We start from the raw sequence: 15,265 nt of genomic DNA on the forward strand, positions 1-15,265 counted from the left end.
TCACAAGTCATGTCCGGTTTCGAGGCAGGAGAAGTTCGTCGCCGTGATCCACCCTGGCACCGTCAGACGTCGTCGTCTGACCGGGCTTCTGCTGCTCGTTGTCTTGCTCACCGTGGCGGTGGTGGCGAGCATTGCCATCGGCACCCGCTCGCTCGCACCCACCACGGTGTTCGACGCCGTCACACACGCCCTCGGCTGCGTCGGCGGCCCGTTCCACTGCCCGGCCCGCTCCACCGCCGAGGAAATCGTGCGTGAGCTGCGTCTGCCGCGCACCGCATTGGCCCTGTTCGCCGGAGTGGCGTTGGGCGTCGCGGGCGCGCTCATCCAGGGGTATACCCGGAATCCGCTCGCTGATGCCGGATTGTTAGGACTGAATGCGGGCGCCGGTTTTCTCGCGGCGCTGAGCATCTTCCTGTTCGGGTTCACCGCACCCGCGCAATACATCTGGTTCGCCTTCGCCGGGTCGGCGTTCGCGGGGGTGATCGTGTTCGGAGTCTCCTCGATCGGCGGGGGCAAGGCGAGTCCGCTGAGCCTGATCCTGGCCGGCGCGGCGGTGACCGCCTTCCTCCAGGCGATGACGAACGCGATCATCGTGCTCGACAACGCGGCGCTCGATACCTATCGGTTCTGGGTGGTCGGCAATGTGGCCGGGCGCGAAGCGGAAGTGTTCTGGGAGGTGCTGCCGTTTCTGGTGGTCGGCGTCGGCATGGCCGTGGCCGCGGCACCCAGCCTGAATCTGCTGAGCCTCGGTGACGATGTCGCCCGCGGACTCGGCGTCGACGTCACTCGGGCGCGGGCCTTCGGCCTGTTCGCGGTGGTGCTGCTCAGCGGCGGGGCGACCGCGGCGATCGGGCCGATCGCGTTTCTGGGGCTGGTGGTTCCGCACATGGCGCGGACCATCACCGGACCGGACAACAAGTGGCTGATCCCTTATTCCGGGCTGCTCGGCGGCCTGCTGCTGCTCGTCGCCGACGTCGTCGGACGGGTGATCGCACGGCCCGGCGAACTCCAGGTCGGGGTGATGTTGGCCGCGATCGGCGCGCCGTTCTTCATCGCCCTGGTGCGTCGTAAGAAGTTGGTGTCGCTGTGAGTGAGGTCGAGATGGACAAGGCCGCCGACCGGGTAGCCGCCGAACCCGCGCGCGCCGACCGAACGGATCGAGCGGTGACCGAGCTGCGCAAGGTGCGTCCCGCGCTGCGGGTCGGGCCGGTGTCGTTGGTGCTGCGGCCGGTCGTGTTCGGCATCGTGCTGGCGCTGGTGGTCACGGTGTTCGTACTGTTCTGCCTGGACATCGCGGTAGGGGATACCCATATCCCCCTGGGTCGCGTACTCGACGTGCTCGGCGGCGGCGGCACCCGATCGCAGCGCTTCATCATCATCGAATCGCGATTGCCGCGTGCGCTGACAGCCGTGGTCGTCGGGGCCGCGCTCGGCTTGTCGGGCGCGCTGATGCAGTCGATCCTGCACAACCCACTGGCCGGGCCGGACGTGCTCGGCATCACCACCGGCGCGAGCGTCGGCGCCGTCGCGGTGCTGGTCGGCAGCGGTGGTGCGACCACCGGGCTGATCGCGACCGTCGGAGCCCCGATCGCCGCGCTGACCGGCGGCCTGCTGACCGCGGTCGTCATCTATCTCCTGGCCTGGGGTCGCGGGAGCGGCGGTGAACACGGCGTCACCGGATTCCGCCTCGTGCTCATCGGCATCGGCGTGAACGCGGTCCTGTTGTCGGTGATCAGCTGGCTGCTCACCCGCGCCAGCCTGACCGATGCCGCCCGTGCCCAGCTCTGGCTCACCGGCTCGCTCAACGGCGCCGATATGTCGAGGGTCGTGCCCGCTGTCATCGCCCTGTCGGTGGTGACCGCGGTGTCGCTGGTGTCGGCGCGCACGCTGGCCGCGCTGCGCCTCGGCGAGGACTCGACCCGGGTGCTCGGTGTGCGGATCCAGTCGCAGCAGGCACTGCTCATCGGCGCGTCGGTCGTGGCTGCCTCGGTGGCGACCGCCGCCGTGGGGCCGGTCGGATTCGTCGCCCTCGCCGCACCGCAGATCGCGAGAATGGCGCTGCGGACCGCGGGCGAGCCCCTGATCGCCTCGGCGCTGACGGGCGCCGCCCTGGTCGCGGGCGCCGACGTCGTCTCGCGCGCGCTACTGCCCGTCGACCTACCGGTCGGTATCGTCACAGCCGCGCTGGGTGGACCGTTCCTGCTCTACCTGCTCGTCCGCATGAATCGGAAGGCCACGCTCTCATGACCAGCCCCGTCCATCGCCTCGGCGCCGACGCCGTATCCCTCGGCTACGGCGAACGGGTGATCGTCGACGAGCTCAGCCTCGACATCGCGCCCGGCGTGGTCACCACCGTCATCGGACCCAACGGCTGCGGCAAGTCGACACTGTTGAAGTCACTGGGCAGGCTGCTTCGCCCGCGCGAGGGCCAGGTGGTGCTCGACGGCAAGGCCATCTCGTCGATGAAGACCAAGGACGTGGCCAGGGTGATCGGCATGCTGCCGCAGACACCGGTCGCGCCCGAGGGGCTCACGGTCGCCGACCTGGTCGCGCGCGGGCGTCATCCGCATCAGTCCTGGTTGCGGCAGTGGTCGGCCGACGACGAGACCGAGGTCGCCGCCGCGCTGGCCCAAACCGGCATCGCCGACCTGGCCGACCGCACCCTCGACGAACTCTCCGGCGGCCAACGTCAGCGGGCCTGGATCTCCATGGCGCTGGCCCAGGGCACCGACATCCTGCTGCTCGACGAACCCACCACCTACCTCGATCTCGCGCACTCGCTCGAGGTCCTCGACCTCGTCGACCGGCTGCACGCCGAGTACGGGCGCACGGTGGTGATGGTGCTGCACGATCTCAACCTCGCCATCCGCTACAGCGACGAGCTCGTGGTCATGCGCGCGGGCAGGATCGTCGCGCGGGGCAAACCGGCCGACATCGTCACTGCCGACCTGCTGGCCGAGGTGTTCGGGCTCGAAGCCACGGTGCTCACGGATCCGGTCTCGGGGCGGCCGATGGTCGTCCCGATCGGCACCCGACATGTGTACGGCGCGGCCGACTATGACGAATGACACACAGCAAACACCCCGTTACGACAATCTGTAGTACGCATGTTTGTCGTTGAGGCCGTAAAATCGGTGGGATGGCAGGTCTCGGCGAACTCGAAAAAGCGGTCATGGACCAGTTGTGGTCGGCCGATGAGCCACTGACGGTGCGGCAGGTCCACGAAGCGCTGGCCGCGCGGCGCGAGCTCGCGTACACCACGGTGATGACGGTGCTCCAACGACTGGCGAAGAAAGATCTGGTCGTGCAGCGACGCGACGATCGCGCCCATCGATACGCACCGGTTCACACCCGCGACGAACTCGTCGCGAGCCTGATGGTCGACGCCTTGCAACAGGCCGACGCCGCAGGTAGTCGGGCTGCGGCACTGGTGCATTTCGTGGAGCAGGTCGGCAAAGACGAGGCCGATGCCCTGCGCGAGGCACTCGCCAAGCTCGAATCCGACGAAAACAGCGGCTAGACTCCCTGGCGGCTCTCACAATGGAGTGAGCGCCCCTGGCCCCACAACGCAGTGAGCAGAGTCGATGAACGCAACCGCGGCAGTCTTTGCTGGTCTCGCCTTGCTTCTCGCAGGGCCGGTACCAGCGCTGCTCAGTCGCGCTACCTGGGTGCACCGCAGCCCGCGCGCGGCACTGGTGTTGTGGCAGGCGATCGCCTTGGCCGCCGTGCTCAGCGCGTTCGGATCCGGGCTCGCCATCGCCAGCCTGCTGCTCGTCCCCGGCCCCGACGGTAGGCCGACCACCTCGCCCACCCAGGAGATCGACGCGCTCGGTCTGCCCCTGTGGACGCTGTATGTGCTGGTCTTCGCGCTGACTTTGATGGTCGGCGCCCGACTGATGTTCTCGATCGTGCGAGTCGGTATACACACCCGCCGCCGCCGTTCCCGCCATCGCATGCTGGTCGACCTGCTCGATCAGAGCGGCCCGGTGCGCCGCGCCGCCGATATCCGCGTGCTGGCCGCCACCGAACCCATCGCCTACTGCCTGCCTGGTCTACGCCAGCGGGTCGTGATCAGCGAAGGCACGCTCACCAACCTCGACGACTCCGAGGTCACCGCCATCGTGAGCCATGAACGCTCGCATCTGCGCGCACGCCACGACCTGGTGCTCGAGGCGTTCACCGCCGTCCACGAGGCGTTTCCCCGCGTGGTCCGCAGCAAGGCCGCGCTCGGCCAGGTGAAACTGCTGATCGAACTACTCGCCGACGACTCCGCCGTGAAGGTGACCGGCCCCAAGCCCCTCGCCCGCGCCCTGATCGCCTGTGCCAAGTCCACCGCACCGCAGGGCGCGCTCGCCGCGGGCGGACCGAGCACGCTCATCCGCATCCAGCGGCTCGCGAGCACCACCGGAGACGTGAGAGTCGCCACCGCCGCCTACCTCGGCTCGGCCGCGATTCTGGTCGTACCGACACTGGCCGTCGCGGTGCCGTGGCTGCAGGAACTCAACCGGCTCTTCCACGGCTGACCTGGCGATCAACCACCACCGCCGCTCCGCGTTCGCGACGCGCCGACCACGCTGTCGGTCGGCGTCTCCCAGCGGAACAAAGGTTGCCACAACCGCCGACCTGACCAGCCTGTTTACCCACCCGAGGCCGAACACGCCTATCCTGGGAGACCGGTCCTTCCTGCTGGGCCGCACCCCGTTCACGCCGAGGCGCGTATTCGGGTAATCGGCGCCGATCATCGTTCGGCGCGATTCGCAGCCCAACGAAAGGCCACCTTGACCAACTCTGCCGTGCCCAACGAACCGACCTTCGCCGAACTCGGCCTGCCCGTCGAACTGGTGCAGACCCTGCGCAACGCGGGCATCGACAAGCCCTTCCCCATCCAGGCCGCCACGATCGGCGACGCCCTCTCCGGGCGCGACGTGCTCGGCCGCGGCCCGACCGGCTCGGGCAAGACCCTGGCCTTCGGCCTGCCGATGCTGACCCGCCTGGCCCAGGGTTCGCCCTCCAAGCCGGGCCGCCCGCGCGGTCTCGTGCTGGTGCCGACCCGCGAACTCGCGACCCAGATCGAGAAGGCCCTCGAAGAGGCAGCCCGCGCGCTGGGCCTGCGCGTGGCCTCCGTCGTCGGTGGAGCGCCGATCAAGCGTCAGGCCGATCGCCTGGCGCGCGGTGTCGACCTGCTCATCGCGACCCCCGGCCGCCTCGACGACCTGATCAAGCAGCGCAACGCCGACCTGTCGGACGTGTCGATCACCGCGCTCGACGAGGCCGACCACATGGCCGACATGGGCTTCCTGCCCCAGGTCACCCGGCTGCTCGACCGCACCCCCAAGCAGGGCCAGCGACTGCTGTTCTCGGCTACCCTCGACGGTGACGTGGACAAGCTGGTCAAGCGCTACATGCACAACCCGGTGACCCACTCGACCGCGCCCGCCGAGGCGTCGGTCAGCACCATGACCCACCACCTGCTCTACGTGCGCGACAAGAACATCAAGCGCACCGTGGCCACCGAGATCGCCGCGCGTGAGGGCCTGACCATCATGTTCGTGCGCACCAAGCACGGCGCCGACCGCCTGGCCAAGCAGCTGCGCGGCTCCGGAGTCGACGCGGGCTCGCTGCACGGCGGCAAGGCCCAGAACAACCGTGTGCGTACCCTGGCGGCCTTCGCCGACGGGTCGGTGCCGGTGCTGGTCACCACCGATGTCGCCGCGCGCGGCATCCACATCGACGGCGTCTCGCTGGTCGTGCACTTCGACCCGCCCGCCGAGCACAAGGCCTACCTGCACCGCGCGGGCCGCACCGCGCGCGCCGGTGAAGACGGCGTCGTGGTCACCCTCGTCACCGACGAGGAGCGCAAGGACGTCGCCGCGATGACCCGCAAGGCGGGCGTGCGGACCGACGGTGTCGACGTGCGCCCCGGCGACCGGAACCTGGTGGAGATCACCGGCGCCCGCAAGCCCAGCGGTATCGCACTGGCTGCCCCGGTCGCACCAGCGCAGCCGACTCGGTCGGCGACCGGCGGCGGGCGCACCCGTCGTCCGCGCACCGGTGGCGCACCTGCCGCCGAGGCGGGACGTGGTGGCGCTCCGCGTCGCGAGCGTCCGGCACACGAGTCGCGTAGCCGCAAGCCCGCGGGGGCCGGTGGACACGCCCGCAGTGGCGACACGCCGACGAATTCTCGTCGTCGCGCCGCGCGTCCGGCGTCTCCCGCCGTGACCCGCAACCGCACGGCAAACTGAGTTATCGCGTGGCCGAACCGATTACGGTTCGGCCACGCGTCTGTTTCCGGGTGCGTCGAACACCACGACTTCCCGTCGTGGATCAGCGCCCAGCAGGACCGGATCCCGCACACTGAGCCCGTGACGAACCATGAGATCGCCACCATCGTGTGCGCGCTGATCGCGGCCATGTTGATCGCGGTGGGCGCCGTAGCCCAGCAGCGGGCGGCCGCGGCGGTGCCCGAAGACGCGTCCCTCGTCGGCGGTCTGCTCCGCAGCCCACGGTGGTGGTCCGGAATCGTCGGCGATGTCGGTGGTTACGGGATGCAGGTTCTCGCGCTGACCTTCGGCGCGGTGCTGGTGGTGCAACCGATTCTGGTGTGCGCCTTGGTGTTCGCGCTCCCGCTGTCGGCACGACTGAACGGGCAGCGGATCACCGCGCGTGCCGCCACGATCGCCCTGATCCTCGTCACGGCGCTCGTGCTGTTCCTGATCGTGGGCGATCCGACCGCGGGCGAGGACACCGCGCCCTTCCGAGAGTGGTTGGTGCCCTTGGCGATTCTGCTCGGCGTCGTCGTGGCCGCGACCGTCACCGGACTGATGATCAGCAGCCGATCGGGGCAGGCGCTCGCGCTCGGTCTCGCCGGTGGCGCCCTGTTCGGCATGGCCGCCGCACTCACCGACCGCGTGGTCACCCTGTTCGGCGACGGGATCGGCGCGGTGCTCGGCGGGTGGCAGACCTGGACTTTGGTCGCCGCGGGACTGCTCGGCGTATACCTGCAACAGCGCGCGTTCCAAGCCGGACCGCTGTCGGCCTCACTGCCCGCGGCGACCATCGCCGAACCGCTGGCCGCCGCGTTCCTCGGGCTCACCGCCCTCAACGAACACCTGCGCACCAACGGTTTCGGCCTGGTCGTCGTCGGTGTCTGCGTCGTCGTGATGTGCGCGGCGACCGTGGCCCTGTGTCAGACCAGGGCGGTCGCCGCCGAGCCCGCGCGCTGACACATCGCCGAGATTGCCCACCGCGGTGCTCACAGGGCTACTATCAATCAAGTGCGATTTCTTCCGGGACCCCAGCCGCCGTATGACCTGACCTACGACGACCTGTTCCTGGTCCCGAACCGGACCGAGGTCGCGTCCCGGTTCGATGTGGACCTGGCCAGCGTCGACGGGTCCGGTACCACCATCCCCCTCGTGGTCGCGAACATGACCGCGGTCGCGGGCAAGCGGATGGCCGAGACCGTCGCCCGCCGCGGCGGCATCGTGGTGCTCCCCCAGGACCTGCCGATCCCGGCGGCCGCCGACACCATCGCGTTCGTCAAGAGCCGCTCGCTCACCGCCGACACCCCTGTCACCCTCGACCCCGATCGCTCGGTGTCCGACGCGGTGGCGCTGATGCACAAGCGTGCGCACGGCGCCGTCGTGGTCGTCGAGGACGGTAAGCCGGTCGGTGTGGTCACCGAGGCCGCCTGCGCCGATGTCGACCGGTTCGCGCGCCTGCGCGAGGTCGCCTTCACCGATTTCGTCCAGGTGCCCGTCGAGGCGTCCCCGCGCGACATCTTCGACCGTCTCGCCGAAGCCCATGCCCGGCTCGCCGTGCTCACCAACACCGACGGCACGCTCGCCGGCGTGATGACCCGCACCGGCACCGTCCGCGCGGGTATCTACACCCCCGCCGTCGACGAAGCGGGCAAGCTGCGCGTCGCCGCCGCCGTGGGCATCAACGGTGACGTCGCCGCCAAGGCGAAGGCGCTGGCGGAGGCGGGCGCCGACGTGCTCGTGCTCGATACCGCGCACGGCCACCAGACCAAGATGCTCGAATCGTTGCGCACCGTCGCCGATCTCGGCCTCGGGCTGCCCCTGGTCGCGGGCAACGTGGTCTCGGCCGAAGGCACGCGTGATCTGGCGGAGGCGGGCGCGACCATCATCAAGGTCGGTGTCGGTCCCGGCGCCATGTGCACCACCCGCATGATGACCGGCGTCGGTCGCCCGCAGTTCTCCGCCGTGGCCGAATGTGCCGCCGCCGCACAGGAACTCGGCGTGCACGTCTGGGCAGACGGTGGCGTTCGGCACCCTCGCGACGTGGCCCTCGCGCTGGCCGCGGGTGCGTCGAACGTGATGATCGGTTCCTGGTTCGCCGGCACCTACGAGTCCCCCGGCGACCTGCGCGTGGACCGTGACGGCAACAAGTACAAGGAGAGCTTCGGCATGGCGTCCAAGCGCGCTGTCGCCGCCCGCACCGCCGCCGACAGCAGCTTCGACCGCGCCCGCAAGGCGCTGTTCGAGGAGGGCATCTCCAGCTCGCGGATGCGCCTGGATCCCGAGCGCCCCGGTGTCGAGGACCTCATCGACCACATCTGCTCGGGTGTGCGCAGTTCCTGCACCTACGCCGGTGCTCGCTCACTGCCGGAATTCCACGACAAAGCCGTGCTGGGCGTGCAGTCCGCGGCAGGCTTCGCCGAAGGTCGGCCGCTGCCCAGCGGCTGGTGAACCCCGCGACGGCGGCCGATCGAACCCTCGATCGGCCGCCGTCGCCGTGTCCGAGGCCGCGCCGCTGACACATCATGGGAGGGCACCGATTACTATGGAGTAGCCGATCACGGCACATGCTCGACTCCCGCCCCGAAAGGATCCAGTTGTCACCCGCGTCCAAGGGCGCCACACAGGAGGGCTCCTCTACGGAGCCGGGTGACAAACCCGGCGTCCTCCTTTCCGCAGCGTCCGTTCGATCTCCCGGTTTCCCTGTCGCACCCCTCGGGTGGTGCTGAGGATGTCCGTCGTTCTGACCGTGCTCAGCCTGCTCGGCTTCGTCGCCCTCACCCTCGGAACGGCCCTGTTCGTCGCCGCCGAGTTCTCCCTCACCGCCCTCGAACGCAGCACCGTCGAAGCGGCCGCGCGCGAAGGTGACACCCAGTCACGGCTGGTGAAACAGGCTCATCACACCCTGTCCTTCCAGCTCTCCGGCGCCCAGCTCGGCATCACCATCACCACCCTGATCACCGGCTACATCGCCGAACCCGTGCTGGCCCGACTGCTCGACCCGCTGCTCGACGGCATCGGACTGAGCGAAAGCGCTGCGCACGGTGTCTCGTTGGCGCTGGCCTTGATCATCGCGACATCGCTGTCGATGATCTACGGCGAATTGGTGCCGAAGAACATCGCGATCGCCGAGCCGATGATGGTGGCCCGGGTCACCGCGGGTCCGATGATCGGGTTCTCCGCCCTGTTCAAATGGCTCATCCGTTTTCTCAACGGCGCCGCCAACTGGGTGGTTCGCAGGCTGGGCATCGAACCTGCCGAGGAACTGCGCTCGGCCCGCTCGCCCCAGGAACTCGGTTCGCTGGTACGCACCTCCGCCATGCGCGGCGCGATGGATCAGCGCACCGCGCAGGTGATGGACCGCTCGCTGGAATTCGGTGAGCGCAGTGCCGAGGATCTGATGACGCCACGGGTGAAGGTCGAATCGCTGGACCGCGACGACACCATCGCCGATCTCATCGCCGCCGCCGCGCGCACCGGTTACTCCCGGTTCCCTGTGGTCGACGGCGACCTCGACAACACCCTCGGCGTGGTGCACGTCAAGCAGGCGTTCACCCATCCGGGCGAACTGCGCAAGCAGATCCCGCTCAGCAAGCTGGCCGTCGCGGTGCCGATCGTGCCCGCCAGCTTGGACGGTGACGAAGTCCTGGAGCGGGTCCGCGCCGACGGCATGCAGGTAGCACTGGTCGTCGACGAATACGGCGGCACCGCGGGCATGGTGACCATGGAGGACCTGATCGAGGAGATCCTCGGCGACGTGCGCGACGAGCACGACGAGGAGGAGCGCGATGTGCGCCGGGTCTCCGACGGCTGGGACTGCTCGGGCCTGATGCGCATCGACGAGGTGTCGCGCGCGACCGGCTACGACGCACCCGAGGGCGAATACGAGACCCTCGGCGGGCTGGTTCTGGCCCAGCTCGGCCGCATCCCGGTGACCGGTGACGAAGTGGTACTGCCCGCATCCCGCGGTTCCGGCGGCGGCTGGATCGCCCGCGTGGAACGAATGGACGGACGGCGTATCGACCGTGTTCGGCTGATTCCCGTCGACGCGGCCAACCTCTCGGCACGGGAGAACACTCATGGGTGACCTGTTCGGAATCTTACTCACCGTCGTACTCCTGGCAGGTAACGCGTTCTTCGTCGCCGCGGAGTTCGCGCTCATCTCGGCCCGCCGCGACCGCCTCGAAGCCCTTGTCGCGCAAGGGAAGAAGAAGGCCCAAACGGTGATCGAAGCAGGTGAGAACCTGTCGATCATGCTGGCCGCGGCCCAGCTCGGCATCACCATCTGCTCGATCCTGCTCGGCCGAGTGGGCGAACCCGCGATCGCGCACCTGATCGAGCGGCCGTTCGAATTGCTCGGTCTGCCGGACCAATTGCTGCATCCGGTGGGCTTCACGCTGGCGCTGACCATCGTGGTGATCCTGCACATCCTGCTCGGCGAGATGGTGCCGAAGAACATCGCCCTCGCGGGCCCGGAACGGTCGGCGCTGCTGCTGGTGCCGATCCACCTGATGTGGTTGCGGATCGCCCGACCGCTGATCGCGCTGTACAACCTCGCCGCGAACATGACGCTGCGGATGCTGCGGATCGAGCCCAAGGACGAGCTCGACGCCACGGTCTCGACGCTGGAACTGGCCGAGATGATCGGCGAATCCCGCTCCGAGGGACTGCTCGACGAGGAAGAACACCGCAGGCTCACCCAGGCCCTCGGTACCTCCGAACAGATCGTCGGCGATGTGATGGTCCCGTTGGCCCAAGCCAGATCGGTACCGCTGATCGGCAACGGAACCACCCTCGGTGAGGTGGAAGCGGCGGTCTCCGAAACCGGCTTCTCCCGCTATCCGGTCGCCGCCTCCGACGGCTCCCTGGTGGGCTACCTGCACATCAAGGATGTCCTCGACGAGGTCGCCGACGACAACGCGGGCCCCGACACCGTCATCCCCCGCACCGACATCCGCCCACTGCCCACCGTGAGCACCGGCACTCCGCTGTACGAAGCGCTGGCCCGGTTGCGCCGCACCAGCAGCCATCTGGGACGGGTGGTCGACAGTCGCGGCAACACCGTCGGCGTGGTCGCGTTGGAGGACCTGATCGAAGAGTTCGTCGGCACCGTGCGCGACGGAACCCACCGCCTCGCCGAATAGGACCTGCGCCAACCGATCTCGCGCACGACACACGTGGTGACAGGTCCACACACAGATACACCGGGACACGGCTCGACCCATTGGTCGGGCCGTGTCCTGTGCTATCAGTCGGTCACCACCCGAGGTCGACGCTTGACTATTGGTAACCAATCGGTTACCAATTAAGGGGTGGACGTATTCGAGGCTTTGGCCGACTCCGTGCGCCGAGACCTACTCGAGCGCCTCGCGGGCGCACCGGCCCGGGTCGTCGATCTCGCCGCGGAATACCCCATCAGCAGGCCGGCGATCAGCAAGCACCTGCGGATACTCGCCGATGCCGGTCTGGTCTGCGCCGAACAGCACGGTCGCGAACGCCACTATCGCCTCGCCCCCGCGGGGCTCGCACCGTTGCACGACTATCTGGCGCAGCTGCAGCGGATCCGACCGCCGATTCCGGAGCACGCGCTCGACGGTCTCGACCTCGAAGTACGCCGTACCACTCGGGAACGCCGAGGCACCACCAGCACCGACAAGGAGCAGACCGCATGACCACCCCCACTGCGACCGGACACCGCCGCGACCTCGCCGACGGCACCTACTGCGAATGGACCCGAACCTTCCGCGCGCCGATCGAGGACGTCTGGGCCGCCGTCACCGAGCCGCAGCGACTCGCGCGCTGGCTCGGCACCTGGACCGGCGACCCGACGACCGGCGAGGTGAAGTTCCAGATGCTCTTCGAGGACGAGATGCCCGCCGAGCGATTCCGGATCGACGAATGCGACGCCCCGCGCCGGCTGCGGGTCACCACCTCCATGCCCTACGACGGGGAGAACCCCGAACACTGGCAGCTGCGCCTCGATCTCGCCGAGGAAGGCGGCATCACGACCCTGACCTTCGCCCAGATCGTGCCCGACCCCGCCATGGCGGAGAACGTCGGACCGGGCTGGGACTACTACCTCGACCGGCTGGTCGCCGCCGAGGCCGACCGCGACCCGGCCACGGTGAACTTCGAGGACTACTACCCCGCACTGTCCGAGCACTATCGCAAGGAATTCGGACGCGCCGACTGAGCGGGATTCGCTTGTCCCGCAAGGTGCTCGACTACGACTGTTCGGCGGGTAGGGGATCGAGGGTTCCGAGGCCGTGGATCAGGATGCTCACGGCGACGTCGATCAGATCGTCGAGCGGCAGCGGTGTGTCGGCCAGCGTCCAGTCCACCATCAGCTCGGTCATGCCGCCGGCGAACAGCATCGCCGCGATCGCCAGCCGCTCAGTGGCGGGAATGTGGAAATAGGCTTCGGCGAAACCGGCTATCAGCTGGGCGAATTCGTGCATGACCGCGCGGCGGTGCACCTCGAGTGCGGAACTGACGCCGACGACCTCGATGAAGATGACACGGGCACGACGAGGGTCCGCGGCCACGGTTCGGACGAAAGCCTCGACACTGGCGTGCGCCTGGGGAGCCAGCTCGGGTTCAGCGCTCGCCAGCGCCGCCAGGGTGGCGGTGCGGACCTGTTCGATCTCACCGTCGTAGACCGCGCTCAGCAATGCCTCGCGATGGGTGAAGGACTCGTAGAAGTACCGTTCGGTCAAACCCGCTCGATCGCAGATCTTCTTCACCGAGGACGCCGGATAGCCGATGGTGCCGAAGAGTTCCAGGCCGGCCGCCAGGAGAGCGGCTCGACGCTCAGCGCTTCGACTCGCTTTGTCCCGCCCGCCGTAACGGCGCGACGCGGTCTCGGTCTCGGTCACAATCCTCCCGCATCCGTCTACCCGACTTCCGGAGCCTCCATCCTATCCAGGCGCCCGATTCCGACATGAACCCTTATCAGAATCGGGCGAGGTAGCGAGCACCGCGTCAGACGGTGGCGCGCGGCGGTATCGTGATCGTCCCGTAGTCGAGTCCACCGTGGGTGAAGGTCGGCACGACCGGCCACTGACGCTTCCAGTTCGCGCATTCCGACGACGGCACAACCTGCAACCAGCGCGAATCGCGCGGCGACCGGGAAGCCATGGTCTTCTCCTTGACCATGGAATCGTACTGATCCAGCGAGTCCTCGAGGGTATTCGCGTTGAGCACGACTTCGCGGCCGTAGAACGCGGCCTGCTGCCGGACCCCGGGAATCTTGGACAATTCCGGTTGCCAGCTGTCGGCCGCCATCCCGTTCTCCGAAGACACCCAGACGCCGTCGGGCGTGTTCACACACAGCGAGTGATTTCCGTCGGTGTGCCCGGGCGTCCACAGCAGGCTGACCCCGACACCCAATTCGACGTCACCGTCGAGGACTTGCAGTCGCTCGGCGGGCACGCCATCCATGCCGCCGTCGACGTACCATGCCCACTGCATCGGGTGCACCGATTCCAGCGTGCCGAGTTCCTTGCGCTGCACGAGCATCCGCGCGTTCGGGAACAGCGAGTCACGCGGGCCCGCCTCACCGTCGATCGTCCGGTCGCTACCCATGATCATGCGGACGTCCTGCACGTGCAGATGGTCGAAGCTGACGTAGTCGACATCCTCGCCGCGCAAACCGAGTCGGGGCAGCACCGCCTCGGGATCGTTGTAGTACTTGACGAACAGCGAGTCCGCGCGCAGCGTGCGCGAGAGTTTCTGCAGCTTCGCGTAGAACGGGGCCTTGCCCGACCCGGCCGCGACGGTGGGCTCCCAGACCAGTGTTCGCAGCGCGCCGTCGAATCCCTCGAATTGGACCACGAACATCCGGTTGATGATCGAGATCATCGGGTTGGGCCCGATCGAATAGCCCTGGAACGCGAACCGCTGCGGATACGGGGCGGCGGCGATGTCGAAGCTCTTGATCGCGCGCACCTGCCCCTGTCGGAGGAACCGCTCGCGATAGCGGCCTGCGGCCTCGCGCACGGCTTCGAGGCGGTCGCCGCGCGGCCACACGTCGTGGACCCCGGCGAACTCCGGAATCGGCCGGACATCGCCGCGAGCATCGGTTGTCGTCATCGCGAATTTCCTGACGTAGGAGTGGAGGCAGGGTCATAGACCCGGTGTTCATAGTCGGACCGGCTCGACGAATCATGAACGGCAGCAACCTGATCCGGCACCATGGCGAGCAGCACACGATCCCGCAGGAAGCCAGGGAGCACGTTGACCAAGCGCAGTAGCGGTCCGATGTAGCCGGGGACGGTCACCTCGAATCGGGGGCGCTCGATCACCCGCACGACCGCGCGAGCGACGTCGGCGGGCTGGAGCAATGCCACCCCGCCGTTGTCGGTGCCCGTCGCCAATTCGGTGTCCACCACGGTCGGCATGATCACCGAGAGGTCGACGCCACTGTCGCGCAATTCGGCGCGCACCCCGGTCAGGTAGCCGAGAATCGCGTGCTTGGTCGCGGCATAGGAAGACTCACCGGGTGGGGCGAGCTTCGACGCGGCGGAGGCCACGGTGACGATGTGCCCGGCGCCGCGGGCGCGCATGGCCGGTGCGGCGAGGGTCACCCCGTTGACGACGCCGTGCACATTCACGTCGAACTGTCGCCGCCGCACGGCCTCGGGTTCCCGGTCGAACGGGCCGACCCACATGACCCCGGCATTGTTGACGAGCACATCGAGCGGACCCCACCCCTGCTCGGCCGCGGCCAGAAACGCCGCGGACGACGCCCGGTCGGCGACATCGAGGTCGAATCCCCGCACCCGCGCACCCAGTTCGGCGGCGGTGGTGCGGGCCGCCGATCCGTCGATATCGCCGATCGCGACGCGCGCGCCCGCCCGTGCGAGCTGCGCGGCGATCTCCCTTCCGATCCCACGGGCACCGCCGGTCACCGCGATGACCCGCCCTGTTACTGGCCGTCGCATGTCAGCGATACCTCCGCGTCCTCGATTTGACATGGTGTCATGTCAGCAACGTACAGGATCTCG

Annotated in this window: 15 protein-coding genes; 12 read left to right on the plus strand and 3 right to left on the minus strand. The window is 68.5% G+C overall.

The window, feature by feature from the left end; genetic code table 11:
• Nucleotides 1–43 precede the first annotated feature (43 nt).
• The 12 genes from ASD42_RS03815 (at nucleotide 44) to ASD42_RS03870 (ending at nucleotide 12,453) form a co-directional block, all read left to right on the plus strand.
• Entirely contained in the window at nucleotides 44–1,090 is a 1,047-nt protein-coding gene (locus ASD42_RS03815; protein ID WP_056810197.1) for a FecCD family ABC transporter permease, read from the plus strand.
• Between the two features lie 11 nt (nucleotides 1,091–1,101).
• Nucleotides 1,102–2,247 (plus strand): iron chelate uptake ABC transporter family permease subunit, encoded by a 1,146-nt coding sequence (locus ASD42_RS03820; protein ID WP_084787100.1) that lies wholly within the window; start codon nucleotides 1,102–1,104, stop codon nucleotides 2,245–2,247.
• Complete coding sequence (locus ASD42_RS03825; RefSeq protein ID WP_056810199.1) at nucleotides 2,244–3,068, plus strand: ABC transporter ATP-binding protein; 825 nt, start codon at nucleotides 2,244–2,246, stop codon at nucleotides 3,066–3,068. Before ASD42_RS03820 ends, ASD42_RS03825 begins: the two co-directional genes overlap by 4 nt.
• Nucleotides 3,069–3,130: 62 nt before the next feature.
• Complete coding sequence (locus tag ASD42_RS03830; RefSeq protein WP_281220972.1) at nucleotides 3,131–3,520, plus strand: BlaI/MecI/CopY family transcriptional regulator; 390 nt, start codon at nucleotides 3,131–3,133, stop codon at nucleotides 3,518–3,520.
• 64 nt (nucleotides 3,521–3,584) lie between these two features.
• Entirely contained in the window at nucleotides 3,585–4,523 is a 939-nt protein-coding gene (locus ASD42_RS03835) for a M56 family metallopeptidase (RefSeq protein WP_056810205.1), read from the plus strand.
• A 255-nt stretch (nucleotides 4,524–4,778) separates the two neighbouring features.
• Nucleotides 4,779–6,242, plus strand: coding sequence for a DEAD/DEAH box helicase (locus tag ASD42_RS03840; protein ID WP_056810208.1), 1,464 nt, complete (start codon nucleotides 4,779–4,781; stop codon nucleotides 6,240–6,242).
• 120 nt (nucleotides 6,243–6,362) lie between these two features.
• Entirely contained in the window at nucleotides 6,363–7,223 is an 861-nt protein-coding gene (locus tag ASD42_RS03845) for a DMT family transporter (protein WP_200950372.1), read from the plus strand.
• 51 nt (nucleotides 7,224–7,274) lie between these two features.
• Nucleotides 7,275–8,711, plus strand: a complete 1,437-nt coding sequence (locus ASD42_RS03850) for a GuaB1 family IMP dehydrogenase-related protein (protein ID WP_056810211.1) — start codon at nucleotides 7,275–7,277, stop codon at nucleotides 8,709–8,711.
• A 280-nt stretch (nucleotides 8,712–8,991) separates the two neighbouring features.
• Nucleotides 8,992–10,347, plus strand: a complete 1,356-nt coding sequence (locus ASD42_RS03855) for a hemolysin family protein (protein ID WP_056815351.1) — start codon at nucleotides 8,992–8,994, stop codon at nucleotides 10,345–10,347.
• The gene (locus ASD42_RS03860) at nucleotides 10,340–11,404 is read left to right on the plus strand and encodes a hemolysin family protein (protein WP_056810214.1); all 1,065 of its coding nucleotides are present in this window, start codon (nucleotides 10,340–10,342) and stop codon (nucleotides 11,402–11,404) included. Before ASD42_RS03855 ends, ASD42_RS03860 begins: the two co-directional genes overlap by 8 nt.
• Before the next feature lie 168 nt (nucleotides 11,405–11,572).
• The gene (locus ASD42_RS03865) at nucleotides 11,573–11,932 is read left to right on the plus strand and encodes an ArsR/SmtB family transcription factor (protein ID WP_056810216.1); all 360 of its coding nucleotides are present in this window, start codon (nucleotides 11,573–11,575) and stop codon (nucleotides 11,930–11,932) included.
• Nucleotides 11,929–12,453: an SRPBCC family protein gene (locus tag ASD42_RS03870; RefSeq protein ID WP_056810219.1), complete on the plus strand. Its 525-nt coding sequence runs from the start codon at nucleotides 11,929–11,931 to the stop codon at nucleotides 12,451–12,453. The genes ASD42_RS03865 and ASD42_RS03870 overlap by 4 nt, the downstream gene beginning before the upstream one ends.
• A gap of 31 nt (nucleotides 12,454–12,484) precedes the next feature.
• Here ASD42_RS03870 and ASD42_RS03875 read toward each other — a convergent pair whose 3' ends face one another.
• The 3 genes from ASD42_RS03875 to ASD42_RS03885 form a co-directional block, all read right to left on the minus strand.
• Nucleotides 12,485–13,135 carry a TetR/AcrR family transcriptional regulator gene (locus ASD42_RS03875; protein ID WP_056810222.1) on the minus strand — a complete coding sequence of 217 codons (651 nt, stop codon included), beginning with the start codon at nucleotides 13,133–13,135 and terminating at the stop codon, nucleotides 12,485–12,487.
• 106 nt (nucleotides 13,136–13,241) lie between these two features.
• Nucleotides 13,242–14,351 (minus strand): hypothetical protein, encoded by a 1,110-nt coding sequence (locus ASD42_RS03880; protein ID WP_056810225.1) that lies wholly within the window; start codon nucleotides 14,349–14,351, stop codon nucleotides 13,242–13,244.
• Nucleotides 14,348–15,202 (minus strand): SDR family oxidoreductase, encoded by an 855-nt coding sequence (locus ASD42_RS03885; RefSeq protein WP_056810226.1) that lies wholly within the window; start codon nucleotides 15,200–15,202, stop codon nucleotides 14,348–14,350. Before ASD42_RS03885 ends, ASD42_RS03880 begins: the two co-directional genes overlap by 4 nt.
• Between the last annotated feature and the right edge of the window lie 63 nt (nucleotides 15,203–15,265).

Origin of the sequence: Nocardia sp. Root136, from assembly GCF_001427185.1 — a bacterium.
Taxonomy (GTDB): Bacteria; Actinomycetota; Actinomycetes; order Mycobacteriales; family Mycobacteriaceae; genus Nocardia; species Nocardia salmonicida.

Excerpts from the sequence above, each read along its gene's own strand:
- ASD42_RS03835 (WP_056810205.1), top strand. The coding sequence starts at position 3,585 with ATGAACGCAACCGCGGCAGTCTTTGCTGGTCTCGCCTTGCTTCTCGCA.
- ASD42_RS03885 (WP_056810226.1), bottom strand. The coding sequence starts at position 15,202 with ATGCGACGGCCAGTAACAGGGCGGGTCATCGCGGTGACCGGCGGTGCC.
- ASD42_RS03855 (WP_056815351.1), top strand. The coding sequence starts at position 8,992 with ATGTCCGTCGTTCTGACCGTGCTCAGCCTGCTCGGCTTCGTCGCCCTC.
- ASD42_RS03820 (WP_084787100.1), top strand. The coding sequence starts at position 1,102 with ATGGACAAGGCCGCCGACCGGGTAGCCGCCGAACCCGCGCGCGCCGAC.
- ASD42_RS03860 (WP_056810214.1), top strand. The coding sequence starts at position 10,340 with ATGGGTGACCTGTTCGGAATCTTACTCACCGTCGTACTCCTGGCAGGT.
- ASD42_RS03880 (WP_056810225.1), bottom strand. The coding sequence starts at position 14,351 with ATGACGACAACCGATGCTCGCGGCGATGTCCGGCCGATTCCGGAGTTC.
- ASD42_RS03870 (WP_056810219.1), top strand. The coding sequence starts at position 11,929 with ATGACCACCCCCACTGCGACCGGACACCGCCGCGACCTCGCCGACGGC.
- ASD42_RS03825 (WP_056810199.1), top strand. The coding sequence starts at position 2,244 with ATGACCAGCCCCGTCCATCGCCTCGGCGCCGACGCCGTATCCCTCGGC.